Source organism: Isoptericola sp. NPDC056134, from assembly GCF_042264825.1.
GTDB classification, from domain to species: Bacteria; Actinomycetota; Actinomycetes; order Actinomycetales; family Cellulomonadaceae; genus Isoptericola; species Isoptericola nanjingensis.
This window is the reverse complement of record NZ_JBHJVM010000001.1, coordinates 92,603-116,926: the sequence shown is the minus strand read 5'-3', so window position 1 is coordinate 116,926 and position 24,324 is coordinate 92,603. Positions and strand designations below refer to the sequence as shown.

The 24,324-nt window shown below is 75.3% G+C and carries 23 protein-coding genes; 7 read left to right on the top strand and 16 right to left on the bottom strand.

Going from position 1 to position 24,324, the window contains the following annotated elements; all coding sequences use genetic code 11:
* Positions 1 to 129: 129 nt before the first annotated feature.
* Both ACFCZN_RS00550 and ACFCZN_RS00545 read right to left on the bottom strand, forming a co-directional pair.
* Positions 130 to 2,802, bottom strand: a complete 2,673-nt coding sequence (locus tag ACFCZN_RS00550) for a phosphoenolpyruvate carboxylase (protein ID WP_430555685.1) — start codon at positions 2,800 to 2,802, stop codon at positions 130 to 132.
* 127 nt (positions 2,803 to 2,929) lie between these two features.
* The gene (locus ACFCZN_RS00545; protein ID WP_430555476.1) at positions 2,930 to 3,580 is read right to left on the bottom strand and encodes a CatA-like O-acetyltransferase; all 651 of its coding nucleotides are present in this window, start codon (positions 3,578 to 3,580) and stop codon (positions 2,930 to 2,932) included.
* A 167-nt stretch (positions 3,581 to 3,747) separates the two neighbouring features.
* Between ACFCZN_RS00545 and ACFCZN_RS00540 the strand changes: the two genes are divergently transcribed.
* Complete coding sequence (locus ACFCZN_RS00540; protein ID WP_429763116.1) at positions 3,748 to 4,524, top strand: metallophosphoesterase family protein; 777 nt, start codon at positions 3,748 to 3,750, stop codon at positions 4,522 to 4,524.
* A gap of 54 nt (positions 4,525 to 4,578) precedes the next feature.
* Here the strand turns inward: ACFCZN_RS00540 and ACFCZN_RS00535 are convergent, their stop codons facing one another.
* Positions 4,579 to 5,706 (bottom strand): NADP-dependent oxidoreductase, encoded by a 1,128-nt coding sequence (locus ACFCZN_RS00535; protein ID WP_430555475.1) that lies wholly within the window; start codon positions 5,704 to 5,706, stop codon positions 4,579 to 4,581.
* Between the two features lie 105 nt (positions 5,707 to 5,811).
* On the opposite strand from ACFCZN_RS00535, the gene ACFCZN_RS00530 reads away from it, so the two are divergent.
* Positions 5,812 to 6,753, top strand: a complete 942-nt coding sequence (locus ACFCZN_RS00530; RefSeq protein ID WP_429763115.1) for a DUF1254 domain-containing protein — start codon at positions 5,812 to 5,814, stop codon at positions 6,751 to 6,753.
* Between the two features lie 12 nt (positions 6,754 to 6,765).
* Here ACFCZN_RS00530 and ACFCZN_RS00525 read toward each other — a convergent pair whose 3' ends face one another.
* The 3 genes from ACFCZN_RS00525 to ACFCZN_RS00515 are packed head-to-tail and all read right to left on the bottom strand — an operon-like array spanning position 6,766 to position 8,719.
* Positions 6,766 to 7,539 (bottom strand): anti-sigma factor family protein, encoded by a 774-nt coding sequence (locus tag ACFCZN_RS00525; RefSeq protein WP_430555474.1) that lies wholly within the window; start codon positions 7,537 to 7,539, stop codon positions 6,766 to 6,768.
* Positions 7,536 to 8,051 carry a sigma-70 family RNA polymerase sigma factor gene (locus tag ACFCZN_RS00520; RefSeq protein WP_429763113.1) on the bottom strand — a complete coding sequence of 172 codons (516 nt, stop codon included), beginning with the start codon at positions 8,049 to 8,051 and terminating at the stop codon, positions 7,536 to 7,538. The genes ACFCZN_RS00525 and ACFCZN_RS00520 overlap by 4 nt, the downstream gene beginning before the upstream one ends.
* Complete coding sequence (locus ACFCZN_RS00515; protein ID WP_430555473.1) at positions 8,048 to 8,719, bottom strand: YceI family protein; 672 nt, start codon at positions 8,717 to 8,719, stop codon at positions 8,048 to 8,050. Before ACFCZN_RS00515 ends, ACFCZN_RS00520 begins: the two co-directional genes overlap by 4 nt.
* A 155-nt stretch (positions 8,720 to 8,874) precedes the next feature.
* Between ACFCZN_RS00515 and ACFCZN_RS00510 the strand changes: the two genes are divergently transcribed.
* Positions 8,875 to 9,420, top strand: coding sequence for a hypothetical protein (locus ACFCZN_RS00510; protein ID WP_430555472.1), 546 nt, complete (start codon positions 8,875 to 8,877; stop codon positions 9,418 to 9,420).
* Positions 9,421 to 9,441: 21 nt separating this feature from the next.
* Here ACFCZN_RS00510 and ACFCZN_RS00505 read toward each other — a convergent pair whose 3' ends face one another.
* Both ACFCZN_RS00505 and ACFCZN_RS00500 read right to left on the bottom strand, forming a co-directional pair.
* On the bottom strand, positions 9,442 to 11,109 hold the full coding sequence (locus ACFCZN_RS00505) for an acyl-CoA dehydrogenase family protein (protein WP_430555471.1): 1,668 nt from the start codon (positions 11,107 to 11,109) through the stop codon (positions 9,442 to 9,444).
* Positions 11,110 to 11,130: 21 nt separating this feature from the next.
* Complete coding sequence (locus ACFCZN_RS00500) at positions 11,131 to 11,955, bottom strand: hydroxymethylpyrimidine/phosphomethylpyrimidine kinase (protein WP_429763109.1); 825 nt, start codon at positions 11,953 to 11,955, stop codon at positions 11,131 to 11,133.
* A 62-nt stretch (positions 11,956 to 12,017) separates the two neighbouring features.
* On the opposite strand from ACFCZN_RS00500, the gene ACFCZN_RS00495 reads away from it, so the two are divergent.
* Positions 12,018 to 12,809 (top strand): deoxyribonuclease IV, encoded by a 792-nt coding sequence (locus tag ACFCZN_RS00495; RefSeq protein WP_429763108.1) that lies wholly within the window; start codon positions 12,018 to 12,020, stop codon positions 12,807 to 12,809.
* Between the two features lie 78 nt (positions 12,810 to 12,887).
* Here ACFCZN_RS00495 and ACFCZN_RS00490 read toward each other — a convergent pair whose 3' ends face one another.
* Together ACFCZN_RS00490 and ACFCZN_RS00485 are read right to left on the bottom strand one after the other, a co-directional pair.
* The gene (locus ACFCZN_RS00490; RefSeq protein WP_430555470.1) at positions 12,888 to 13,550 is read right to left on the bottom strand and encodes a response regulator; all 663 of its coding nucleotides are present in this window, start codon (positions 13,548 to 13,550) and stop codon (positions 12,888 to 12,890) included.
* A gap of 24 nt (positions 13,551 to 13,574) precedes the next feature.
* Positions 13,575 to 14,819, bottom strand: a complete 1,245-nt coding sequence (locus tag ACFCZN_RS00485; RefSeq protein WP_430555469.1) for a sensor histidine kinase — start codon at positions 14,817 to 14,819, stop codon at positions 13,575 to 13,577.
* Positions 14,820 to 14,949: 130 nt separating this feature from the next.
* On the opposite strand from ACFCZN_RS00485, the gene ACFCZN_RS00480 reads away from it, so the two are divergent.
* Both ACFCZN_RS00480 and ACFCZN_RS00475 read left to right on the top strand, forming a co-directional pair.
* Positions 14,950 to 15,861: an ABC transporter ATP-binding protein gene (locus tag ACFCZN_RS00480; RefSeq protein ID WP_429763105.1), complete on the top strand. Its 912-nt coding sequence runs from the start codon at positions 14,950 to 14,952 to the stop codon at positions 15,859 to 15,861.
* A complete protein-coding gene (locus tag ACFCZN_RS00475) occupies positions 15,858 to 16,667 on the top strand; it encodes an ABC transporter permease (RefSeq protein WP_429763103.1) in 810 nt (269 codons plus the stop codon). The genes ACFCZN_RS00480 and ACFCZN_RS00475 overlap by 4 nt, the downstream gene beginning before the upstream one ends.
* Positions 16,668 to 16,685: 18 nt before the next feature.
* Here ACFCZN_RS00475 and ACFCZN_RS00470 read toward each other — a convergent pair whose 3' ends face one another.
* Positions 16,686 to 18,602: a cation:proton antiporter gene (locus ACFCZN_RS00470; protein ID WP_430555468.1), complete on the bottom strand. Its 1,917-nt coding sequence runs from the start codon at positions 18,600 to 18,602 to the stop codon at positions 16,686 to 16,688.
* A gap of 206 nt (positions 18,603 to 18,808) precedes the next feature.
* Here ACFCZN_RS00470 and ACFCZN_RS00465 point away from each other — a divergent pair, with 206 nt between their 5' ends.
* On the top strand, positions 18,809 to 19,528 hold the full coding sequence (locus ACFCZN_RS00465; protein ID WP_430555467.1) for a PadR family transcriptional regulator: 720 nt from the start codon (positions 18,809 to 18,811) through the stop codon (positions 19,526 to 19,528).
* Here the strand turns inward: ACFCZN_RS00465 and ACFCZN_RS00460 are convergent.
* The 5 genes from ACFCZN_RS00460 to ACFCZN_RS00440 form a co-directional block, all read right to left on the bottom strand.
* Positions 19,499 to 21,262, bottom strand: a complete 1,764-nt coding sequence (locus ACFCZN_RS00460; protein WP_430555466.1) for a PQQ-binding-like beta-propeller repeat protein — start codon at positions 21,260 to 21,262, stop codon at positions 19,499 to 19,501. The genes ACFCZN_RS00465 and ACFCZN_RS00460 overlap by 30 nt on opposite strands.
* A 78-nt stretch (positions 21,263 to 21,340) precedes the next feature.
* On the bottom strand, positions 21,341 to 21,553 hold the full coding sequence (locus tag ACFCZN_RS00455) for a hypothetical protein (protein ID WP_429763099.1): 213 nt from the start codon (positions 21,551 to 21,553) through the stop codon (positions 21,341 to 21,343).
* Positions 21,554 to 21,668: 115 nt separating this feature from the next.
* The gene (locus tag ACFCZN_RS00450) at positions 21,669 to 22,655 is read right to left on the bottom strand and encodes a cytochrome d ubiquinol oxidase subunit II (protein WP_430555465.1); all 987 of its coding nucleotides are present in this window, start codon (positions 22,653 to 22,655) and stop codon (positions 21,669 to 21,671) included.
* Entirely contained in the window at positions 22,652 to 23,971 is a 1,320-nt protein-coding gene (locus ACFCZN_RS00445) for a cytochrome ubiquinol oxidase subunit I (RefSeq protein WP_430555464.1), read from the bottom strand. The genes ACFCZN_RS00450 and ACFCZN_RS00445 overlap by 4 nt, the downstream gene beginning before the upstream one ends.
* Before the next feature lie 106 nt (positions 23,972 to 24,077).
* The gene (locus ACFCZN_RS00440; protein ID WP_429763096.1) at positions 24,078 to 24,278 is read right to left on the bottom strand and encodes a DUF4177 domain-containing protein; all 201 of its coding nucleotides are present in this window, start codon (positions 24,276 to 24,278) and stop codon (positions 24,078 to 24,080) included.
* Positions 24,279 to 24,324: the final 46 nt, after the last annotated feature.

The following is a 24,324-nucleotide window of genomic DNA, read 5'->3' as shown; positions in this document are numbered from 1 at the left end:
ATGGCACCTACATTTCTCTATGACTACCCCCGCTCACACACCCCCCCCCCCCCGCTTGTGTGGTTCGCTTGGTGTTTTTTTCCCCCCCCCCAACCCCCCCCCCCCCCCCACCCCGACGAACCGGCGGGGTCAGCCCGTGTTCTGCAGGCCCGCGGAGACTCCGTTCACGGTGAGCAGCAGCAGGTGCTGCCAGCGGTCCTTGTGTCCGCCGTCCACCCACTCGCCGTCGTCCACGGTGAGGCCCTCGCTGACGCCCTGGCTGCGCAGCGCGCGCAGGGCGCGGACCTGGAGCAGCGACAGCGCGTCGACGTACGGGGAGCGCAGCTGTACGGCGCGGCCGAGGACGCGGCGGTTGGCGAGCGGCCACTCGTTGCCCGTCACCCGCAGCACCCACTCGCGGGTGAGCCGCAGCTCGCCGAGCACGAGCTCGGCGAGGTCGTCGCGGTCGCCGAGGGCCAGGTACTGCGCGGCGATGTCCTCCTGCGTCTTGGCGAGGCCCATCTCCACGGTGTCGAGCAGCGTGGTGAACAGGGGCCACTCGCGGTACGCGGCCTGCAGCTCCTCGAGCCCGCCCGGCTGCTCGCCGGCCGAGCGCAGCGACGTGCCGAGGCCGAACCAGCCCGCGAGGTTGATGCGCGCCTGCGACCAGGAGAACACCCAGGGGATGGCGCGCAGGTCGTCGAGCGAGTTGACCGACAGGCCGCGCTTGGCGGGGCGGGAGCCGATCGGCAGCAGGCCGACCTCCTCCAGCGGAGTCACCTGGGAGAACCACTGCGGGAAGCCCTCGGACTTCACGAGGCCGTGGAACGCGGCGCGCGACGTCTCGTCGAGCGCGGCGGCCAGCGGCGCGAACCGCTCCCGGGCGTCGGCGTTCCGCTTCTCCACCGTCGGGGCCGAGGCGAGCAGCGTCGCCGCGGCGACCTGCTCGATGTGCCGCGCGGCGATCGTCGGGTCGCCGTAGCGGGCGAGGATGACCTCGCCCTGCTCGGTGAGCTTGAAGCGGCCGTCCACCGAGTGCGGCGGCTGCGCGAGCACCGCGCGGTTGGCAGGGCCGCCGCCGCGGCCGAGCGAGCCGCCGCGGCCGTGGAACTGGGTCAGCGTGATGTCGTGGCGCTGCGCCCACTCGGCGATCCGCGACTGCGCCTTGTGCAGGGCGAGGGTCGCGGCGACCGGGCCGACGTCCTTCGACGAGTCCGAGTAGCCGAGCATGACCTCGACGCGCCGGCCGTTCTCCGCGAGGCGGCGCTGCACCTCGGGGAACTCCAGCATCGCCTCGAGGATGTCGACCGAGTTCTCCAGGTCGTCGAAGGTCTCGAACAGCGGCACGGCGTCGACGACGGGGGCGTCGTCGCTGCCCTCGAAGGCGAGCGCGGCGAGCCGGTAGACGGCGGCCAGGTGCTCGGGCGCCTGCGTGAACGACACGATGTAGCGGCGGGCGGCGCGGATGCCGAACCGCTTCTGCACGGCGCCGAGGGCGCGGTACGTGTCGAGCACCTCGACCGTGCGCTCGGAGAGGTCGCCGTGGATGCCCTTCTCGTCGATCTCCGCGAGGGCCGCGGCGTGCACCTGCGAGTGCTGGCGCACCTCCAGCTCGGCGAGGTGGAACCCGAAGGTCTGCACCTGCCACACGAGCTTCTGCAGGTCGCCGTAGGCGGCACGCGGGGCGCCCGCCTCGACGAGGGAGCGCTGCACGACCTCGAGGTCGGCGACGAGCTCCTCCGGCTCCCGGTACCCGAGGTCCGCGTCGCGGCGACGGGTCGCGGCGACACGGCCGGCGACGGCGAGGACGGCGGCGCGGTGCGGCTCGTTCGGCGAGTCGGCGGCGGCGCGGGTGACGAGCTCGTCGGAGAGCTGGCGCATCCGCTGCCAGAGCGCCTTGAGCTCGGCCGACGCCGGCGTGCCCTCCTCGTCGAGCGTGAGCTTGCGCCCCGTCTCGACGGCGGCCTTCTCGAGCGCGCCGAGCGCGTGCTCGGCGGCGAGGGTCGCGGCCTGCCGGGTGACCTCGGCGGTGACGTTCGGATTGCCGTCGCGGTCGCCGCCGATCCAGGAGCCCAGGTGGACGAACGGGCGCGCGACGGGCGGCACGCTGCCGGCCTCGCCGTCGAGCAGCCAGTCGTCCAGGCGGCGGTACACCTCGGGGAAGGTGGAGAACATCGTGGCGTCGAAGACGCCCATCGCGGTCTTCACCTCGTCCAGCACGGACGGCTTGTGCGCGCGGATGGGCGACGTGCGCCACATGGTGTCGATCTCGGCGAGCAGGCGGCGCTCGTTCTCGGCGAGCGTGGTGCCACCGGGACGCATCGTGTCGCGGTCGGCGACCAGCGAAGAGATGCGGCGGACGGCGCCCGAGACGGCGCGACGGCGGGCCTCGGTGGGGTGCGCGGTGAGGACCGGGCGGAACTCGATCTCGCCCAGGCGCCGCAGCGCCTCGTCGCGGCCGACCTCCTCCGCGAGCTGCGTGAACGCCTGCGGCAGCGAGTCCTCGATGACGACTCCCGACGCGGCGTCCGACTCGCGCGCCCGCAGCACACGGACACGGTGGTACTCCTCGGCGAGGTTCGCCAGATGGAAGTAGCACGTGAAGGCCCGCGCGACCTGCTCGGCGCGCTCCGGCGTGAAGCCGGCCACGACCTCGGCCGCCTCCGCCAGCGTCGCGCCGCCGTCGTCCGCCCCGTAGGCGCGGATCGTCAGGCCGCGGAGACGCTCGACGTCGTCGAGCAGGCTCTGACCACCCGCCTCCTTCAGCACGGTGCCGAGCAGCCCGCCCAGCAGGCGGATGTCGTCCCGCAGGGGGTCGGGCATCTCGTGGCGTGCCACCACGCGTTCGATCGAGCCGGTGGATCCCAGGTTCTCGCTCACGGGACCAGAGCGTAAGCCGTCTCGCCGTCCGGGCGTCGAGCCGTCCGGCAGGTGACCCCTGGACTGTGGCTCAGCCCACCCATGACGGGTCGTCGAGGAGCTCCTGCAGCTCGTTGACCAGGCGCGCCGTGTGGAAGCCGTCGGCGGCGGCGTGGTGGACCTGCACGGCCAGCGGCAGGAGCACCCGGCCGTCCCGCTCGACGTACCGGCCCAGGGTGACGATCGGCGCGAGGTGGCTCCAGGCGTCGCGGATGGTCAGCGTGAACCCGGTGAACGACGCCCACGGCAGGCTGGACACGTCGAACGCGTTCGGCGGCGGCGCACCCTGCGGGAAGAAGTCCGTCGAGCCCCCGTGCTCGGCCAGCACCGCGGTCGCGGCGTCGTGGAACGCGCCGAAGTCGGCGTCGTAGGGCGCCCAGACGCACGAGAACGTCTCCCGTTCCACGTGGAACACCGTGAATGCCGGGTGCACGACCGGCCAGACGGCGGGCGCACCGTCCTCGGTGAGGACCATGCGGAACTCGTCGTGCCGGTTCACGACCGTCGCGAGCGCCCACACCTGCGCCACGTACGTGCGGCGCGACGACGTGCGCAGCGCCGCCACGAACGCCGTCGCGTCCAGCTCCACGGTCATCGCGTACGTGCACGGCGACGCCCGGTAGTGCTCGAAGTGCTTCCGGCGCGGCCAGGTGTCCAGGTCGATCGGGGCTGGTGTCTGCATGCTCCCCAGCGTCGCAGCGACCATCGGCTCTCGGCAGCGCATTTCTGGTCGCCCCGACCGACGGTGCCGCGTGCGGGAGCGGGCGAGCGTCGCGGTTAAGGTCGTCCCCGGCAGATGGTCCCCACGGACCGGTGGCACGGCCGGACGACGGACGGAGCGAACGGCAGATGACGAGGGTGTACGCGGTCAGCGACGTGCACGGCTACCGCGACGTCCTGGTGCGTGCCCTGGCCGAGGAAGGACTCACGGACGCAGACGGACGGTGGGCCGGCCGGGACGCCCGGCTCTGGTTCCTCGGGGACTACCTGGACCGCGGGCCGGACGGCGTCGGCGTCATCGACCTCGTCCGGCGGCTCGTCGACGAGTCCGGAGGCGCCGTGGCGGCGCTCCTCGGCAACCACGAGGTGCTGGCGCTCGGGATGCGGCGGTTCGGTGCGACGACGGTCCCGCCGCCCGGCGAACCCGGGCGGAGCTTCGCACGGTCGTGGGCCCGCAACGGCGGCCTCGACCGCGACCAGGCGCGGCTCACCGACGAGCACGTCGCCTGGCTGGGCGCCCTGCCGATGGCGGCGCACGACGCCGGTGCGCTCCTCGTGCACTCGGACACCCTCGCCTACCTCGGGTGGGGTCGGACCCTCGAGGACCTCAACGCCGCCGGGCGGGACCGGCTGGCGAGCGACGACCTCGTGGTGTGGTGGGAGACGTGGCGGGACCTCACGTCCCGCGCGGCCTTCCGCGGGGAGCACGGTCCGCGGGCCGCACGAGAGCTGCTGGACCACCTCGGTGGTGACCGGGTCGTGCACGGGCACAGCATCGTCGCCGAGATGCTCGGCACGGCGTACACGGACGTCACGGAGCCGCACTCCTACGCCGACGGCCGCGCGCTCGCCATCGACGGTGGGGTCTACGAGGGCGGGCCCTGCCTCGTCGCGCGGCTCGCCTGACGTCCGGACGCCCCGGCCGACCCCGACCAGCTCCCCCGCGGGCGAACCGACACCCTAGGCCGCCAGGTCCTCCGGCCCGTCGTCCGGAAGCTCGACGACGACCTTGCCCTTCGCGCGGCCGCGCTCCAGGTAGGCGTACGCGCGGGCGATGTCGGCGAACGCGAACGTCCGATCGACCACGGGGCGCAGGTGCCCGTCGTCGACGAGGCCCGCCAGGACGGCGAGGTCCGACCCGCTCGGGTGCATGAAGAGGTAGCGGTAGCGGACGCCCGCGCGGCGGGCCCGGCGTCGGATCGCGGTGCTCGCCGCCCACAGGAGGGCCGCCTTGAGGGGGCCGGCCTCCAGGTCGACGCGTGCGGTCGTCGCGTCCGGGAGGCCGGCCACGGAGACGACGGTCCGGCCCGGCTCGAGGATCGTGAAGGCGTCGGTGAGGTCCTGCCCCCCGGTGAGGTCGAACACGCCGTCGTAGTCGTGCAGGACGTCGGCGAACCGCTCGCTCCGGTAGTCCACCACCCGCGTGGCGCCGAGCGAGCGCACGAGGGCCGTGCCGCGGACGGACGCCGTCGTCGTGACCTCCGCGCCGAGCCAGACCGCGAGCTGGATGGCAAGGGTTCCGACGCCGCCCGCGCCGCCCGTGACGAGCACCCGGTCCCCCGGGGCCACCTTCAGCTCGTCGCGCAGGGCCTGCAACGCGGTGAGCCCGGCCAGCGGCAGCGACGCGGCCTCGACGAACCCGAGCGACGCGGGCATCGCCGCCACCAGGCCCTCAGCGACCGCCGCGTACTCGGCGAACGCGCCCAGCCGCCGCTTGTCGACCCGCGCGAAGACCCGGTCGCCCACCGCGAACCGGGTGACCCCGGCCCCGACGGCCGCCACCTCACCGGCGAGCTCGCTGCCCGCGACCAGCGGGAGCCGGAGCCGGGTGATCACCCGCAGGCCGCCGTCGCGCGTCTTGTGGTCGATCGGGTTCAGGCCCGCCGCCCGCACGCGGACCAGCACCTCGCCCGGTCCGGCGACCGGGCGCGGCACCTCGCGCAGCTCCATCACGCCCGGGTGGCCGTAGCGCCTGAGCACGTACCCCTGCATCCGCACGTTCCCTCCCTCGGTGGTCCGCCACGCACCGCCCGCCGCCCGCCGCGACGTCCAGCGCGCGCCGCGGGCCGCGCCCCCATAGCGTGACACCGCGACCGGGCCGCGCTACCTGCGGCAGCGTCCGGCCGTCGTGACGAACCCCTGTCCCGCACCTCCCCGGCGGGACGTCACCCGCACCCCCGAGGAGGTACGGCCATGGCCGTCCAGGTCAGCATCGACAACTTCGCCCGCGCGGAGACGGACACGATGATCGCGAGGATGCTGCCGATGGTGGGCGGCCTCGGGACGTTCCACCACGACCGCGTCCTGGCCCCGCTCGACGAGCAGCCCGTGATCCGTCAGAACCGGGACACGCTGTACTCGGTGGCGATCGTCGACCTGGGCGCGGGGGAGGCGACGCTGACCGTGCCCGAGGTCGGTGACCGGTACCTGTCGGTGATGGTGATCAACCAGGACCACTACATCAACCGGGTCCTCCACGAGGCGGGCCCGTCCGTCCTCTCCCGCGACGAGTTCGGCACGGACTACGTGGTCGTCGCGGCGCGCACGCTCTTCGACCCGACGAGCCCCGCCGACGTCGAGGAGGTGCACCGCCTCCAGGACGGGCTCACCCTCGTCACCGCAGAGCAGCGCGAGTTCGTGCGCCCCGACTACGACCCGGCCAGCCACCAGGAGGTGCGCGGGGCCCTGCTCACCCTCGGCCGCACGATGGGCGGCCTCGAGCACTGCTTCGGCCGGGCGGAGGACGTCGACCCGGTGCGGCACCTCGTCGGCACGGCGCTCGGGTGGGGCGGCCTGCCCGACGCCGAGGCGTCGTACCTGAACGTCGAGCCGCGGCTCTCGGTGGGGCGGTACACGATCACGTTCGACGACGCGCCGGCCGACGCGTTCTGGTCGCTCAGCGTCTACAACGCCGACGGCTACTTCGAGCCCGGCCCGAGCGGCCTGACGAACGTGAACTCCGTCTTCGCGACGCCGGACCCGGACGGCCGCGTCACGATCCACCTCGGCGACTGGCCCGACGACACGCCCCACCGCATCCCGCTGCCCGAGGGGTGGAACTTCACCGTCCGCCTGTACCGGCCGCGGCTCGACGAGCTCGCCGCCTGGACGGTCCCGCCCGTCGTGCCCGCCTGACGCCGGCGCACGTCATAGCGTGGCGGCGGCCAGCGTCCCGCCGCCCGCGTGCGCGATCTCGACGCGCGCGATCCGGTCCAGCGGCACCGACGACGCCGCGCCGAGGCCGGTGGAGGCCGTGCCCGACCCGGTCCACGTCGCGGCGACCGTGCGTCCGCCGTCGTGGTCGACGAGGACGAGCTCGTAGGTCGGCGCCGCCGCAGGGTCGTAGCCGCCCGAGCGCGGCGGGTAGGTGCAGCTCCACTCCAGGCTGGTCCCCCACGCGCGGGGTGTCGCGGTGAGCGACGCCCGCACGTCGACCGCGCCCACCGGCTCGAGGTCCACGGCCGTGGACTGCGCGACCGGCGCCGGCGACGAGGGTGCCGGGCCCGGACCCTCCCCCGCGCCGCCGAGCGCCAGCCCCGTGCCGACCCCGCCCACCAGCAGCACCGACGCCGCCACCGCAGCCACCGATCGGCGCCGGCGCCGCGAGCGCCGGGCCGCGCCGGCCAGGGCCGCGAGGGGCACGACGTCCGCCAGGTCGCCGTCGTCGCCCCCGCCCACGTCGCGGCCTGCGTCCCCGCCCGCGGCCGTGCCCGCAACCGTGCCCCGGGGGTCCGACGCGAGGGCGTGCTCCGCGGGCACGGAGGCGAGCAGCCCGGGCAGGCCCGCGAGCTCCGCGACCGCCGCACGGCACGCGTCGCAGCCGGCCAGGTGCTCCTCGTAGTCCCGCCGGTCGGCCGGGCTCAGCGCGCCCAGGACGTACGCCGCGTCCCACTCGCGGTACGGGTCGGTCGGCGCGGTCATGGCGTCACTCCCTTCTCCTGCAGGGCGAGCCGCAGGGCGCGCAGGGCGTAGTGCATGCGGGACTTCACGGTCCCGGGCGGGACGTCGAGCTCGTCGGACAGCTCGGCGACGGACCGTCCGCGGTAGTAGGCGCCCACGACGACGGCGCGGTGCTCGGCCGACAGGTCCGCGAGCGCGTCGGCGACGAGCCAGGCGTCCAGGACCGCCTGGGTCCGGTCCGGCTCGGGCTGCTCGGGCAGGCGCCCGGTGGCGCGCTCGCGCGCGTGGCGCGCGCTGCGGAGCTGGTCGACCACGAGGTGGCGCGCCACCGTGAACAGCCAGGCGCGCACGGACTCCTCCGGCCGTTCCAGCACCTCGGGGTGGCGCCACAGGCGCAGCAGCGACTCCTGCACCACGTCCTGCGCGTCGGTGTCGGCGGGCACCAGCCGCGCGACGAAGCGCTGCAGGTCCGGGGCGTGCGCGGCGTGGATGGCCTCGAGGAGCTGCTCGTCGGCGCGGGAGCGCGGCCTCATGACCGCTCCAGCACCAGCGAGATCTCGACGGCGCCCTCGTGGTCCACGCGGACGAAGCCGAGCGACGGCGCTGCGACGTCGTGGTCCGCGAACGTCACCGGCACCTCGGCGACGACCTGCACGACCTCCCCGACGGCCGCGACCTGGGCCGCGGCCACGACGTCGCGCGTCACGCCGTGCACGGTCAGCTCGCCCGGCAGGTCCACCTCGGTGGCGCCGGCGGCGAGCGGCACGGGCTCGGTGACCGTGAAACGCGCGGTCGGGTACGTCCCCACCTCCATCACGCTGCCACGGAAGTACGCGTCCCGCGGCGGTTCGTCGGTGTGGATGCTCGCGACGTCGACCGTCACCTCGCCCGACGTGAGCGCGCCGTCCTCGACGGTCACGGTGCCGGTCACCTGGTCGGTCCGCCCGGTGACGGTCACGTCCTCGCCCCGCAGCACCTCGTGCACGCGGTAGCCGGCCTCCGACCCGGGTGCCACCGTCCACGTGCCGTCGAGGGCCGCGGGGTCGGCGAGCGGAGCCCCCGACGTGGAGAGCGTCGGGACCTCCGCCGCGGCGCGGTTGGCGTGGTCGGCGTACAGGCCGGGGCCGACGAGCACGGCGGCGCCGCCGAGCAGGACCAGCCCGGCTCCCGCCCCCACCAGCACCTTCGTCCGTGTCCGCACGACCGCTCCTCCCGCCCCGGGCCGCGCCCGCCCGCGCGGCTCCACCCCGCACGACGAGGCAGGGCGCCCGAAGGTTCAGGTGAACCGCCGGCGCCGCGATCTCGTCGTCCCTCACAGCAGCACCCGAGCGGAGAGTCCGAGCCGGAGGAGTCATCATGCGCACCACGAGGTCACGACTGGCCGCCCTCGCCGCGGCGGCGGCGCTCGCCACCACCCTGGCCGCGTGCGGCGGCGGTGGTGGGAGCGGCGGCTACGGCGGCGGGGCGAGCACCCCGACCGACACCATGTCGGGCTCGTCCTCCGGCGGCGGGTCGGGGAGCGCCGGCGCGCTGTCCACCGCCGACAGCGACCTGGGCACGATCGTCGTGGACGGCCAGGGCATGACTGTCTACTACTACACGCCCGACGAGGCCGGGTCGGGCAAGAGCGAGTGCACCGGCGAGTGCCTGGCCGCGTGGCCCCCGGTGCACGCCGGCAGCACGACGCCGGAGGTGCAGGGCGTGACGGCCGAGGTCGGCACGATCACCGGCAACGACGGGGAGTCCCAGGTGACGCTCGACGGCCGCCCGGTCTACCTGTACGCGGGGGACGCGGCGCCGGGCGACGTCGCCGGCCAGGGCATCCAGGACGTCTGGTGGGTGGTGGCGCCGGACGGCTCCGAGATCACCACGATGCCCGGCTCGGGCGGCGGGGGGTACTGACGCGGCACCCGCGGCGCACGGTCACGGCCCGGTGTGCCGCCGCAGGATCGTGGCGGCGTCGGTGCCGCGCGGCAGGACGCCGTACAGGTGGCCGCGGTCGGCACCCAGCCGGGCGGCCACGAACGCGTCGGCCGACGCGTCCGGGGCGTGCCGCACCATGAGCGACGCCTGCAGCCCGACGGCGAGGGCCTCGACGACGCGGCGCGCGGAGGCCTGCTGCCCGGCGGGGTCCGCGCCGGCGAGCCCGGTGAGCACCGCGCGGGTCGCGGCGAGGTGTGCGTCGAGGTCGCGGTGGGCGCCGGCGGCGAGCGCGAGCTCGGCGTCGACGGCGGCCAGCGACGCCGGCTCGCGCGTCATGGCTCGCAGCACGTCGAGCGCGACGACGTTGCCCGAGCCCTCCCAGATCGCCATCACCGGCTGCTCGCGGTAGCGCCGGGCGAGCGGGAACGCCTCGGTGTACCCGTTGCCGCCGAGGCACTCCATCGCCTCGTACGCGTGCTGCGGTCCGCGCTTGCACACCCAGTACTTCGCGACGGCGGTGGCCAGGCGGCGGAACGCCCGCTCGCTCTCGTCGTCCGCGTCGTGCGCCGCGGCGAGGCGCATCGAGGTGAGCGTCGCGGCCTCGGACTCCAGCGCCAGGTCGGCGAGCACCGCCGTCATCGCGGGCTGGTCCACGAGGGCGGCGCCGAACGCCGTCCGGTGCCGCGCGTGCCACAGCGCCTCGGCGACGCCCTGGCGCATCCCGGCCGCGCTGCCGTGCACGCAGTCCAGCCGGGTGCGCTGCACCATCTCGATGATCGTGCGCACGCCTCGGCCCGGCTCCCCCACCAGGTGCCCGACCGTGCCGTCCAGCTCGATCTCGGCCGACGCGTTGGACCGGTTGCCGAGCTTGTCCTTGAGCCGCTGGAGGCGGAAGACGTTGCGGGTGCCGTCCTCGAGGACGCGCGGCACGAGGAAGCAGGACTGGCCGTCCGGGGCCTGGGCGAGCACGAGGAACGCGTCCGACATCGGCGCCGAGCAGAACCACTTGTGGCCGGTGAGGACGTGCGTGCCGTCCCCGGCCGGCACGGCGCGCGTCGTGTTGGCCCGCACGTCGCTGCCGCCCTGCTTCTCCGTCATCGCCATGCCCACGAGCGCGCCGGGCTTGGCGCCGGGCGCGGCGAGGGCGCCGTCGTACCCGGTGGCGAGCAGGCGCGGCTCCCAGAGCGCCGCCAGGTCGGGGGCGTGCCGCAGGCTGGGGACGGCGGCGTGCGTCATCGACACCGGGCAGGCGTGGCCGGGCTCGACCTGCCCGAAGAGGGAGAACAGCGCGCCGCGGACGACGTTCGCCCCCGGCCGCGGGTCCGCCCACGCGCTCGTGTGCGCGCCGCGGGCGACTGCCGCGGAGATCACCTCGTGGTAGGCGGGGTGGTACTCGACCTCGTCGATCCGCCGTCCCCGCCGGTCGTGGGTGCGCAGCACCGGCTCGTGGGTGTTCGCGAGCTCCGCGGCCCGCTGGAACGCCGCGCTCCCGACGTGCGCCCCCGCCTCGACGAGCCTCTCCTCGCCCCAGCCCCCGCCGAAGGCGTGCACGGCGTCGCGCAGCACCGGGAAGTCGAGGTACTCGTTGACGTCCACCCGCTCCGGCGGCTGGTTGGTCACCTCGTGCGTGCGGTGCCCGCCCGCGTGCACGTCCTCGTCGACGGTCACGGCGGCTCCTTCCTCAGGTCGTCAGGAGGCGTACGCGCCCTGCCACACGGTGTCGAACGGCGTGCGGGCCTCGACGCGCGCCTCGATGCCCTGCGTCACCATGTCCTTCGCGACGCGGACCGCCTCGGGGACGTCGGCGCCCTTGGCGAGCTCGGCGGTGATGGCGGCGGCGAACGTGCAGCCCGCGCCGGAGACGCGCTCCTCGCCCACCTTGGGCGTGGCGAAGACGGTGACCTCGTCACCGTCGAACAGGACGTCGACGGCGTCGGGGCCGGCCAGCTCGACGCCGCCCTTCGCGACCACGTACCGGCGGCCGTGGCCGTCGCCCAGCCGGGCGTGGATGCGGCGCGCGGCCTCGGTCAGCTCCTCGACGGACGTGATGTCGTCCATGCCCGCGAGCGTCTTGGCCTCGAACAGGTTGGGCGTCACGACCGTGGCCAGCGGGAGCACCCGCTCGCGCAGCGCGGTGTCGGTGTCGAGCGCGGCACCGGGCTCCTGGCCCTTGCAGATCAGCACCGGGTCGAGGACGACGTGGCGCCACGGCTGCGTCTCCAGCGAGCGGGCGACGACGTCGATCGTCGCGGGCGTGCCGAGCATCCCGATCTTGACCACGTCCAGCGCGTGGGTGGACGTCGCGGCCTCGAACTGGTCCGCGATGACCTGCGGCTCCACGGGCACGAACCGGTGGCCCCAGTCGTGCTTCGGGTCGAACGAGACGATGCAGGTCAGCGTCCCCACCCCGTAGGTGCCGAGCTGCTGGAAGGTCTTGAGGTCGGCCTGGATCCCGGCCCCTCCCGTGGCCTCGGACCCGGCGATGACGTACGCGAGCGGCGGCGTGGTGCTCATGGTGGGCCAGCCTACGACGGTGGCGGACGGGTGTTGTCGGGCGCGATCCGTAGGGTGGGCGCATGAGCGTGAAGATCGGGGCCCACGTCGACCGGACCGACGCCGTCGCGCAGGCGGCGGAGATCGGGGCGGAGGTGGTGCAGGTGTTCCTCTCCGACCCGCAGGCCTGGAAGGTGCCGCCGCTCGACCATCCCGGCGGCGCGGAGGCCTTCCGCGAGGAGACGGCGGCCGCGGGCCTCGACGTCTTCGTGCACGCGCCGTACGTGATCAACGTGGCGTCCACCAACAACCGCATCCGCATCCCCAGCCGCAAGCTGCTCCAGCAGATCATGACCGGCGCCGGCGAGATCGGGGCGAAGGGCGTCGTCGTGCACGGCGGGCACGTCACCGCGAAGGACGACCCGGACGTCGGCTTCGACAACTGGCGCAAGGCGATCGACGCGCTCGAGACCGACGTGCCCGTGCTCATCGAGAACACCGCGGGCGGCGACTTCTCGATGGCCCGCCGCCTCGACCGGCTGGAGATGCTCTGGGCCGCCGTGATGCGGGCGAACGGGGCCGAGAACGTCGGCTTCACGCTCGACACGTGTCACGCGTGGGCGGGCGGCATCGACCTCGCCACCGCCGTCGACGACATCCGCGCGATCACCGGCCGCATCGACCTGGTGCACGCCAACGACTCCCGCGACACTGCGGGCTCCGGGGCCGACCGCCACGCGCACTTCGGCGACGGGAACATCCCGCCCGAGCAGCTCGTCGGCGTGGTCGCCGCCGCCGGCGCGCCCGTCGTGTGCGAGACGCACGGCGACATGGGCCCCGACATCGCGTGGCTCCGGGAGCGGCTGGCCGCCTGACCTCCGCCTGCCGGTAGGCCTGTGGACGCCGGGCGGGCCGGGTGCCGTGGTCGCTCGACGAGATCGGGCGGGAGCCGCTCAGCCGGTGGCGAGCCCGGCGTCGTGCACGACGATGGCGGCCTGCACGCGGTTGGCGGCGTCCAGCTTGGTGAGGATGCGCGACACGTGCGTCTTCACCGTCGGGACGCTCATGTAGAGCGCGGCGGCGATCTCGGCGTTGGACAGCCCGCGCGCGACGGCGAGGGCGACGTCGCGCTCGCGCTCGGTCAGCGTCTCCAGCCGCGCGGCGGCGGCCCTCCGGCCGTCGGGGGCGGACCGGTCGGTGACCCGCGCGATGAGCTGTTCCGCGACGCGCGGCGACAGGGTCGGCTCCCCCGCCGCGGCCGCCCGGACGGCCGCGACCAGGCGGTCCGGCGGGGTGTCCTTGAGCAGGAACCCAGCCGCGCCCGCGCGGAGGGCCTCGACGATCATGTCGTCCGCGTCGAACGTGGTGAGCACGATGACCCGCGCGTCGGGCACCGACCGGAGCCGGCGCGTCGCCTCGATGCCGTCCAGGCGGGGCATGCGGATGTCCATGAGGACGACGTCGGGCTGCTCGCGCGCCACGACGTCCAACGCCTCGAGCCCGTCCGACGCCGTCGCGACGACCTCCAGGTCCGCGTCGCCGCCCAGGATGAGCGTGAGCCCGGAGCGCACCAGCGCGTCGTCGTCGACCAGCACCACACGCGTCGTCCCGCTCATGCCGCCCACCTCATGCCGCCCACCTCATGCCGCCCACGGTAGCCAGGCCTCCAGCACGAACGCCGCGGCGCGCCCGTCGCGCGACGCCGGGTCCGCCGTCGTGCCGTACGACAGGCGTCCGCCGACGAGCTCCACGCGCTCCGTGAGCCCCACCAGGCCGAGGCCCGACGGCGGGGGCACGGACGCCTCGGGCACGGGCCCGACGCTGCGGACCGGGTTGCGCACGACGATCGTCAGCCCCTCGCCCGGCGCGCCCGTGACGGCGACGGCCACGGGCGCCCACGGAGCGTGCTTGCGCGCGTTCGTCAGCCCCTCCTGGACGATCCGGTACGCGTGCCGGCTGACCGCCTCGCCGAGCCCCGCGGCCCGCTCGGCCAGGTCCTCGATCCCCTCCACCCGCACGTCGGCCCCGTTCGCGCGGGCCTCGGCGAACAGCTCGGCGAGGTCGGCCAGCGACGGCTGCGGGGGCTCCGGCGGCACGCCGCCCTCCCCGTCCCCGGCGAGCGGGTCGCGCAGCACACCCAGCACCTCCCGCAGCTCGGTCAGCGCGGCGTGCGCGTTGTCCCGCACGACGCCGGCGGTCTCCGCGACCTTCTCCGGCGGCAGGTCGGTGCGGTAGGCCAACGCCCCCGCGTGCATCGCGACGAGCGAGATCCGGTGCGCCAGCACGTCGTGCATCTCGCGGGCGATGCGCGTCCGCTCCGCCGTGCGTGCCTGCGCCACCCGGCTCACCTGCTCCCGCTCGGCCGTCTCGGCCCGCTCCTGCAGCGACGCGAGGTGCTCCCGGCGCAGGCCGATGTACGCGCCGATCCACACGAACAGGGCATACATCACCGCGCCGCCGACGAGCTCGATCCACCGGTCGTAGGACTCCGGGGTGACGTACGGGTGCAGCGTGCTGTGCACCCGTCCCGCGGCCACGAACACCACCCCGACGACGGCGATCTTCCACCACCGCCGCGTCGTGGCCAGGGAGATCACCGCGATGGTCTCGGCGCCGACCACCAGGGACGAGACCGTCGCCCCGACGCACAGCACCAGCGCGATCGTCAGGGGGGCCTTGCGGCGCAGGAGCAGCAGCCCCAGCCCGACCAGCCCCACGAGGAAGTCCAGCGCCCACTGCCCGTCGGTCATCTGCCGCTGGCCGGTGTCCACCTCCCAGGCCACGAGGACCATCACCGTCAGGCCGGTGAGGAGGGCGACCAGCACGCGCCACGTCTCGCCCCACACCCGGCGGGCTCGGGACGGACGGGCAGGGGCGGTCGGCACGACGTCGAGCCTAGGCAGCAGCGGCACCGCGGGCATCCGCCGGCCGGAGGTGCCGCATCCTCCGGAAGGAGGACACGAACCATCCCCTCGCCGGACGCGGCGCCCGCCCGCGCCCGGGCAGGGTGGAGCCATGATCACCGTGGAGCACCTCACCAAGAGATACGGGCCGGCCGTGGCCGTGGACGACGTGTCGTTCACCGTCGAGCCCGGCCACGTGACCGGCTTCCTCGGCCCCAACGGCGCCGGCAAGTCCACGACGATGCGCATGATCTGCGGCCTCACGCCGGCCACGTCGGGCTCCGCCCGCGTGCTCGGCAAGCCGTTCACGGCGCTCGCCAACCCCGGCCGACGCGTGGGCGTGCTGCTCGACGCCGGCGCCCAGCACTCCGGCCGCACCGGGCGCGAGGTGCTCACCCTCGCCGCCCTCATGACCGGCGTCGACCGCCGCCGCATCGACACCACGCTCGACCTGGTGGGGCTCACCGACCGCGAGGCGGCCCGCCGCGTGGGCCAGTACTCCCTCGGCATGCGGCAGCGGCTCGGGCTCGCGTCCGCGCTGCTCGGCGACCCCGAGGTGCTGATCCTCGACGAGCCGGCCAACGGCCTCGACCCCGCCGGCATCCGCTGGATGCGCGACCTGCTGGACGACTTCGCCTCCCGGGGCGGCACCGTGCTGCTCTCGTCGCACCTGCTGCGCGAGATGGAGGCGGTCGCCGACCGGATCGTCGTCATCGGCCGCGGCCGCGTCGTCGCCGAGGGCCACAAGGACGACCTGCTCCGGCAGGCCGGCGCGTTCGTCCGCTCCACCGACGACGCCGCGCTCGCCCTCGCGCTGCGCCAGGGCGGCGCCGGCGTGGAGGAGCTGGCGACCGGCGGGCTGTCGGTCGAGGCCGAGCCCATCGACGTCGGCCGCGCGGCCGCCGCGGCGGGCGTCGTGCTCGCCGAGCTGCGCGCCGCCGACTCCCGCGGCCTCGAGGACCTCTTCCTCGAGCTCACCGCCGACGACGCCCGCGAGCAGACCCGCATGGAGGTGTCGGCATGACCACCGCGACCCCGACCCGCGCCGCCGGCGCGAGCCGCACGAACCGCCCGGGCGCCGACCTGCGCCCCGTGTCCTTCGCGACCCTCACGCTCGTCGAGTGGCGCAAGCAGCTCGACACCCGCGCAGGCCGCTGGATGCTGGCCGTCATCGCGATCATCACCGCGGCGGTGCTCGCCGTGATGATGGCGGTCAACGGCGGCAACCACTCGTTCAGCGCGTTCGTCGTCGGCACGACCACGCCGATGGCGATGCTGCTGCCCATCGTGGGCGTGCTCGCCGCGACTTCCGAGTGGTCCCAGCGGACCGCCCTGGTGACGTTCACGCTCGAACCCCGCCGCACGCGCGTCGGGCTGGCCAAGGTGGTCGGCGCGATCGGCTCCGGTCTCGCGCTCCTCGTGCTCACCGTGGGCCTGGCCGCCCTCGCGCACCTGCTCGTCGTCGCCTTCCGCGACGCCGACCCGGCCTGGGACGTCTCCCTGCGGGCCGTGCTCTACCTGGCGCTCTCCGTCGTGCTGTTCATGGCGCAGGGCGTGGGCTTCGGCCTGCTGCTGCGCAGCACGCCGGCCGCGATCGTCACGCTGCTGCTCGCGCCGACGCTGTTCGGCCTGGTGGGCGGTCTCGTGCCGGGCATGGCCGACGTCCTGCCCTGGATCGACCTCGGCACCGCGGGCGAGCCGCTGCTCTTCGGCGGCGCGCTCGACGGCCAGGGCTGGGCCCAGCTCGCCACCGCGACGCTCATCTGGGTGGTCGCACCGCTGGCCGGCGGCCTGTGGCGGACGGCGCGCAGCGAGATCTCGTCGTCCTGACCTGATCAGCCCGCCTGATCAGCCGTCGAGGTGCCCGCGCATCTCGACGGCGATCTGGTCGGCGTCGAGCTGGTCCAGGGCCCTGCTCAGCAGGTCCGAGTCGTAGGTCCCCACGGCTCGGGCCTCGAGCAGGGCCTTGCGCTGCGCGGCGATGGTCGCGAGGCGCAGCTCGAAGAACTGGGCCGACAGCTCCTCGGGCGTCGCCTCCTCCTCGTCCTGGTCGGCCTGCTCGCGCACGACGACGGTCCGCACGCGCTCCACGACGTACGGGGCGTAGGGGGTGCCGTCCTTGCGGCGCAGCCCGGGGTCGTCGAGCATGTCCCGGGCGGTGCCGTCGACGATCTCGCGCAGCCCCTGGGTCCCCTCGTCGAACCGCGACGACGTGACCCCGGCCAGCCCGAGCCTCCGCACCACCCACGGCAGCGTGCCGCCCTGCACCAGCAGGGTGCCGGCCGCGACCCCGAACGCGATGAGGACCAGCAGGGACCGCTGCGGGAAGTCCTCCCTGGGCAGGGTCTGCGCCGCCGCGAGCGTCACGACGCCGCGCATGCCGGCCCACACGATGACCACGCCCTCCTTCGGCCCGAGCGGGGCGGCGAGCAGGTAGTCGACGTCGGCGATCCGGCGCGTGAACCGGCGGCGGAACTCGGCGATCCGATCCATGCGGCGCTGCCGGATCCGCTCCTTCTGGTCGTCGGACAGCCCGCCCGAGGCCGCGGCCCGCCGCTTCGCGGCCTCGAGCTGCACGCGGCGCTGCACCCGCCGGACCTGGCGGCGGGGGTTGCCGGCCTCCCAGACGCGCTGGTCGCCCTGCGTCCACACGGCCGAGAGCGCCTTCGCGGCGTCGGGCGTGATGATCCCGCGCGGGTCGGTGAACTCGTCGAGCTTCGCGGAGACCCGCTGCTCCATCCGGTCGAGCGTCTCGCGGACCTGCTCCGCGCGCCGTCGGCGAGCCGCGAGGTAGCGCAGCAGCGGCAGCACGAACAGCGCGCGCAGCGCGATGACGACGACCGCCGCGAGCGCCGCGACGCCGACCGCCGTCCACAGCGACCCGTGCGCCTCGCGGACGTCCTGGACGAGGCCGAACACCTCCAGGCCCATGGCGAGGAACAGCCCGCCCTCGAGCAGGGTCTCGATGGTGCGCCAGTTCATCCGCTCGGCCACCCGGTCCTGGGGACTGAGGTGGCGCGCCGAGAGCGTGCTGGTGACGAGGCCGGCCGCGACGGCGGCGACGATGCCGGAGGCGTCCAGCTCCTCGGCGGGCAGGTACGCCACGAACGGCACGACGAACGACACCGCGGTGGACAGCGCGGCGTGCCGCAGGTGCTCGCGCACCCACAGGCCGAGGCGACCGACGATCACGCCGATGAGGACGGCGAGCAGCACGGCCTTGAAGAAGCTTCCGACCACCCCCCACAGGCTGACGCTGGCGGCCGTCGCGGCGATCGCGGACCGCAGCAGCACCAGGGACGTCGCGTCGTTGAGCAGCCCCTCGCCCTCCAGCATCACGACGACGCGCTGCGGCGCCCCGAGCTTCTTGATGATCGACGTCGCGACCGCGTCCGTGGGGCTGACGATGGCGCCCAGCGCGATCCCCGCGGCGAGGTCGATGCCGGGGACGACCCACGAGAACACGAACCCGAGCAGCACCGCGGTGATGACGACGAGCAGCACGGCCATCCCGCCGATCGCCGTGAAGTCGCGCCGGAAGTCCATCGAGGGGAACGAGGCCGCCGAGGCGTAGAGCAGCGCGGGCAGCACGCCGACGAGGATGACCTCGGGGTTGATCGGGATGGCCGGGACGACGGGAAGGAAGCTCACGGCGACGCCGATCAGCACCAGGACCAGCGGTGCGGCGACCCCGGCCCGGGGGGCGAGCGCGGTGACGGCGATGACGACGACCGCTGCGAGCACGCCGAAGAGCAGGACTTCCATGCCGAACAACGTAGGCGCACCTCCGCGCGTTCTCCTGGGCCCGTCTCCGATCCGGTATCGGAGTGACCCACATCACACCTCGTCGGGACTTGCCGTAAAGATATATCGCGTCCTATCGTAGATACGTCGCCGCCCGAGGTCGAGGCGCCGCCGGCGCTCCCCGGGCGACACCGACCATCCATCCCGAACCAGTGAGGACACCGCTCATGCGTACCCCCCGAGACACGTCTTTCGACCCCCGCACCTACGACCCCCGGTCTTTCGACCGGCACCCCTTCGACCGTCAGCCCGGCCCGCGCGGCGACCGCCGCCGGCGGGGCGACTTCCCCGGCCCCGGCGGCTTCGGCCCCGGGTTCCCTCCGGGCCCGGGCTTCGGCCCCGGCTTCGGACCGCGCGGCCACCGGGGCGGCGGCCGCCGCGCCGGTCGCGGAGAGATCCGCGCCGCCCTGCTGCTGCTCCTCGCCGAGCAGCCGATGCACGGCTACCAGGTGATCACCGAGCTCGCCGAGCGCACCGACGGCCGCTGGCGCCCCAGCCCGGGCGCCGTCTACCCGGCCATCTCCCAGCTCCAGGACGAGGGCCTCGTCACGGTGGCCGACGACGGCGGACGCCGCCTCGCGTCGCTCACCGACTCCGGCCGCGCGTACGTCGAGGAGCACCGCGACGAGCTCGGCACCCCGTGGCAGAAGGTCGCGGAGGACCCGCGGCGCCAGGGGCACGAGCTGCACCACGCGATGCGCGCCCTGGGCGGCGCCGTCGAGCAGGTCGCCCGAGCGGGCACGCGCGCGCAGGCCGAGGCCGCGGCCGCGGTGCTCGACAAGGCGCGGCGTGAGGTCTACCTCGTGCTCGCGGACGACGTCGCCCCCGACGCCGACGCGGACGACACCGACGACCCGTCAGCCGAGGCCGACGATCTCGGTCGGTGACCAGCGGACGAGCCGGCCGGCGACCGCGAGCTGGACCCCCCAGCCGTCGCCGCCGAGCTCGACCTGCCACAGCTGACGACCCGAGGCGGCGTCGAGCGCTACCCAGTGCACGACGTCGCCTCGGGCGTAGTCCGGCACCACGAACGCGGCCAGCCGACCGTCGGTGAACGCCGCGTCGACGAACCGCGGCCCGTACGCCCCCATCGCGTCGAGCCCCTCCACCAGGTCGGGGCGCACCCACAGCACGTCCCCCGTGCCGAGGTCCACGCCGTGCACGCGCCGGCCCTCGTCCACCACCACGGCCACCTGAGCGGTCCGCACCAGCACGCTGGTGCTGCGCACGTCGGTGCGCCACAGCTCGGTCCCGTCGTCGGACGTCGCCACGGTCGCGGCGCCGCGCCGCGCGAGGTGCACGCCGTCCCCGCCCCCGTCCGTGCTGAGCGGCACGAGGTACCGCCCGCGCACCTCGCGCACCTCGGTGCCGTCGTCGCGCAGGATGCGGTCGGTGGCTGTGGGATCCTCGGCGCTGAGGTCGTCGGCGTCCGTGCGCACCGCGTAGCCGCCGCCGGTCAGCGGCTCCACGGAGAACCCCTCGAACGTCCCCGGGTCGGCCGGGCGGTCCAGGCGACCGCCGTCCGGCGTGAACCACGCGTCGATGCCGCACCCTCCGAGCCACAGCAGGCGGTCGGTGACCACCGTCTGGACGCCCCCGCGCAGGTCCACCCCCGACGTCGTGCCGTCGTCCGACCACCGCACGCACAACGACGGGTCCACCGCGCCGTCGAACGGGACCGTCTGCTGCCACCGGCGGTCGCCCGTGACCGCGTCCTCGACCCGGACCCGCAGGTCGTAGCCGTCCGAGATGGCCCCCGCGTCCGCGACGCCGGCCACGACGTCGTCCGCGACCCGCGGGTCCACGGGCGACGCCTCGCCCACCCACTCGACGGAGACCAGCGATCCGTCGCCGCCGGGGTAGAGCTCGGCCGGGGAGCCCTCCACCTCCCGCGCGCCCTCCACGGTGCCGTCGGCGGCGACCACGGTCACCGTGCTGCGCCGCACCCTGTCGCCCTCCGAGGCGCCGCCGTCGGAGGGCCTCGCCGTCACGCACACGATCCGGTCCGCGGTGTCCGCCTGGACGCCGCCCGACCACACCTGCATCCCCGGGCCGCACGAGCTCGCGCCGGCCGGGAGCGCCACCTGCCAGCGCCGCTCGCCGGTCTCGACGTCCAGGCCGAGGAGCGTGTCCTGGCGTTGCGCCACCACCAGCCCGCCGGCCACCGCCATGAGCCCGCCGGGTACGCTGCCCTCCGCCTCGACCCGCCACACCTCGTGCGGCTGGGCGCTCAGGTCCAGCACCCCGCCGGGCGCGGCGCGCAGGGCGGCGATGCGTCCGCGGTCGCCCACCGTGTCGACGACCACCGCCGTGAGCGCCGCCGCGACCACGACCACCGCGGCCACCAGCCGGCGGCCGCGCAGGGCGTCGCGCGCGCGGTCCAGCGCGCGGCGCCACGTCAGCGGCTCGGGCCCGGCGCCCGACGGCGGCGGGAACCCGTCCGGGCCGTCGTCGACGTCGTCGGGGTCGAGGTCGATGAGGAGGGGACCGCGGGACCCGGCGCTCCGGGTGGCGCGGACGACCGGCGCGTCCGCGGGATCCTCGACGTCGTCGGGCGCCGCGCCGTCCGCGTCGAGGTCGAACGTGTAGGCGTCCGGGCGGGCGCCGCGTCGTCGGGCCACCTCTCGAACCTAAGCCTGGCCCGCGTGCCCGGCGACCCGTGCGCGTCGCGGATGTTCAGGGCCCGCTCGTACCGCCCCTCAGAGCGCTCGGCGGCGCTCCACGGAGCGCGCGACGGCGAGCTCCAGCAGCGCGGTGCGGGCGCGCCGGCGGCGGTCGTCGGGGTCGACCGTGAGCCGGTCGCCGGGGTTGGCGCGACGCCCCGCCCCGGGGGCGGTCGCCGAGTGCGGCGAGGGCAGGACCGCCCGCGACGGGGCGGGGACGGGGGTCGGGACGGGCATCGTGGCAGCCATGGGAGACCTCCTTCGCGCGGCCCGGGCGGCCGCTCGTCCCCATGCTGCGCGGCGCCCGTTTCCGCGGTGTTGCCCGGGCGTCACGACCGCGTCAGGACCCGGGACGGCGGAGCGCTCAGAGGAAGACGGCGGTGCGCGGCCCGAGGGGGCGCACCAGCACCCGCCAGCTCACCGCCTGCGCCGCCAGGACGGCGGCGAACGCGCCCAGCACGGGCCAGGTCAGGGCGTGCAGCACCGCCGCGGGCGCGGCGAGGGCGAGCACCGCGGGCCCGACGACGGCGGCGGTCGCGGCCACCGGCACGACGGCGAGCAGCGGGCCGGAGACGCGCACGACGCCGGTGCGGTGCACGCCGCGGTCCAGGTCGAACCGGGCCGCGAGCGCCACCCCCGCGACGGCGACGAGCAGGACGGCGGCGACCAGCGCCGACGCCGTCCCGAGCGCCGCGACGGCGAGCGCGGCCAGCGCGGCCAGCGTGGCGAGCGCGGCGGCCGGCACGAGGGCGCGGCGGACACGCCGCCGGGCCTCCCGCGCGATCGCCTCGGGCGCCCGCGCGGCGACCACCAGCCCGCCGTGCACCCGCGCCGTCGCCACGGCGAGCCCCGCCGTGACGACCGGAAGCCCGAGCGCGAGCGCCTGCGCCGCGCCGGAGCCGCCGTCGGCCTGCGGCCCGACCACGGAGAACCGCACCCACGCGACGCCGGCCAGGGCACCGAACGCCGCCGGGAGCGCGAGGCTCGCCGCCTGCCCGACGGCGTCCCACCCCCGGCGCCAGCCCGGCGACGGCAGGCGGCTGCGCAGCCAGAGCGCGGCGTCGCGCACCACCCAGGCCACCAGCAGCGCCACCACGAACGGGTACCCGGCCGCCCAGAGCGTCGCCTCGACGTGGCCGAAGGCGGCGAGCAGCACGCCCGCCGCGGCGACCAGCCACACCTCCCCCAGCAGGAGGAACGGCGCGACCGTGGCCAGCACCGTGCGACGGCGCGCGTCGTCGCGGCCGCCGAGCGCGCGCACCAGCGGCACACCGCCCTGGACGGCGCCGTCGAGCGCGGCCCACCCCGCGAGCAGGACGGAGAGCAGCAGGCCCCAGCCGAGGACGTTCATCGGGTGCCTCCGAAGGTGAGGAGCTCGGCGCGGTCCTCGCGCCGGGTGCCGCCGTCGTCGCGCCCGTCGCCGTCGTCGGTGTCGGCGTCGTGCAGCACCTGGGCGGGCGGGGCGCCGAGAGCGAGCCGCGTCGTGCCGCGGCGGGCGAGGCGCGCCATCACCGACCAGTCGACGACGGCGAGGGTGACCATCACGCCGACGAGGACGACGAGGGACGCGATCACCGTGCCCGCGGACGCGCCGGAGACGGCGTCCTCGGTGCGCAGCACGCCCGCGATCGCCCACGGCTGGCGGCCGATCTCGCGGGCCGCCCACCCGAGCAGCGCGGTGAGGAACGGCACGGGCAGCAGCGCGGTGAGCGTGGCGTAGAGGCCGGTGCGCAGCGGCCGCCAGAGGCGGAACAGCACGTTGCCGGGCAGCAGGAGCAGCAGCACGCACCCGACGACGAACGCCAGTCCGGCGACGCCCTGCATCACGCCGTAGGCGATGCCCACGACCGGCGGGTCGCCGCCGGGCAGGTCCTGCAGGTAGGTGAACTGCGCGTACCCGAAGGAGGTCGCGACGAACGCGCCGACGGTGCCCGCGACCAGCCCGATCCGCATCGAGCGCCGCCACACGTCGTTCTCCGGCGACATGACGGCGCCCGGCAGGCCGGCCGCGACCACGCCCGGCAGCCGCGACGGCGCCCGGCGCAGGTGCCAGGCGCTGACGCCCACCAGCAGGAACGCGCCCGCCATGAGGCAGGCGCCCACGACGTGCAGCGCGGACAGCAGCGCTGCGGGGTTGGTGACCAGGGCCGCGGCGTCGGTGACGCGGGCGACGCCGTCCACCATCTCGACACCGACCGGGTTCCGCAGGAAGCCGTTCGCCACCATCACGGTGAACGCCGACAGGTAGCCGGTGACCACCACCGCCCAGAACGCCGCCGTGTGCGCCCAGCGCGGCAGCACGTGCCACCCGAACACCCACAGCCCGAGGAACGTGGACTCCAGGAAGAACGCCGCCATCGTCTCGATCACCAGCGGGGCGCCGAACACGCCGCCGGCGACGTCGAGCAGGCCCGGGAAGTGGAGTCCGAGCTGCAGCTCCATGACGATGCCGGCGGCGATGCCCAGCGCGTAGTTGACGAGGTAGAGCTGCCCCCAGAAGCGGGTGGCGGTCTCGAGCGTCGCCGCCCGGCCGGCGTCGCGGGCGGCCGCCCATCGGGTCTGCAGGATCGCCACGACGGGCCCGAGCCCCAGCGTCACCAGGACGAAGAGGAAGTGGGTCCCGGCGAGCAGCGCGAACTGCAGGCGGGCGGCGTCGACGGCGGTCATGCGGCTGACGCTAGGGCGCCCGAGCCCCGCGATCCCAGGGTTTTCGGGACCTTCGGGGGACAACCCTGAGCGATTTCGGGGGACTCCCCTACCCCCACGGCCGACCTCAGGCGGCGGGGCGCTTGACGACGACCACGACCTCGATGGCCTGGCCGGCGCCGTAGCTCGGCGACAGCGTGCCCACCGCCTCCCAGCCCTCGCGGCCGAGGTCGTTGAGGTCGCGCTCCATCTGGGCGTAGTCGAACCCGCGCATCGCGAGCTTGTAGGTGAGCACCTTGTGCTCCCACGCGGTGGTCGGTGCGGTCATGGCCGGGCTCCCTCGTCGGTGTTCGTGGACGGTGCTCGTGGACGGT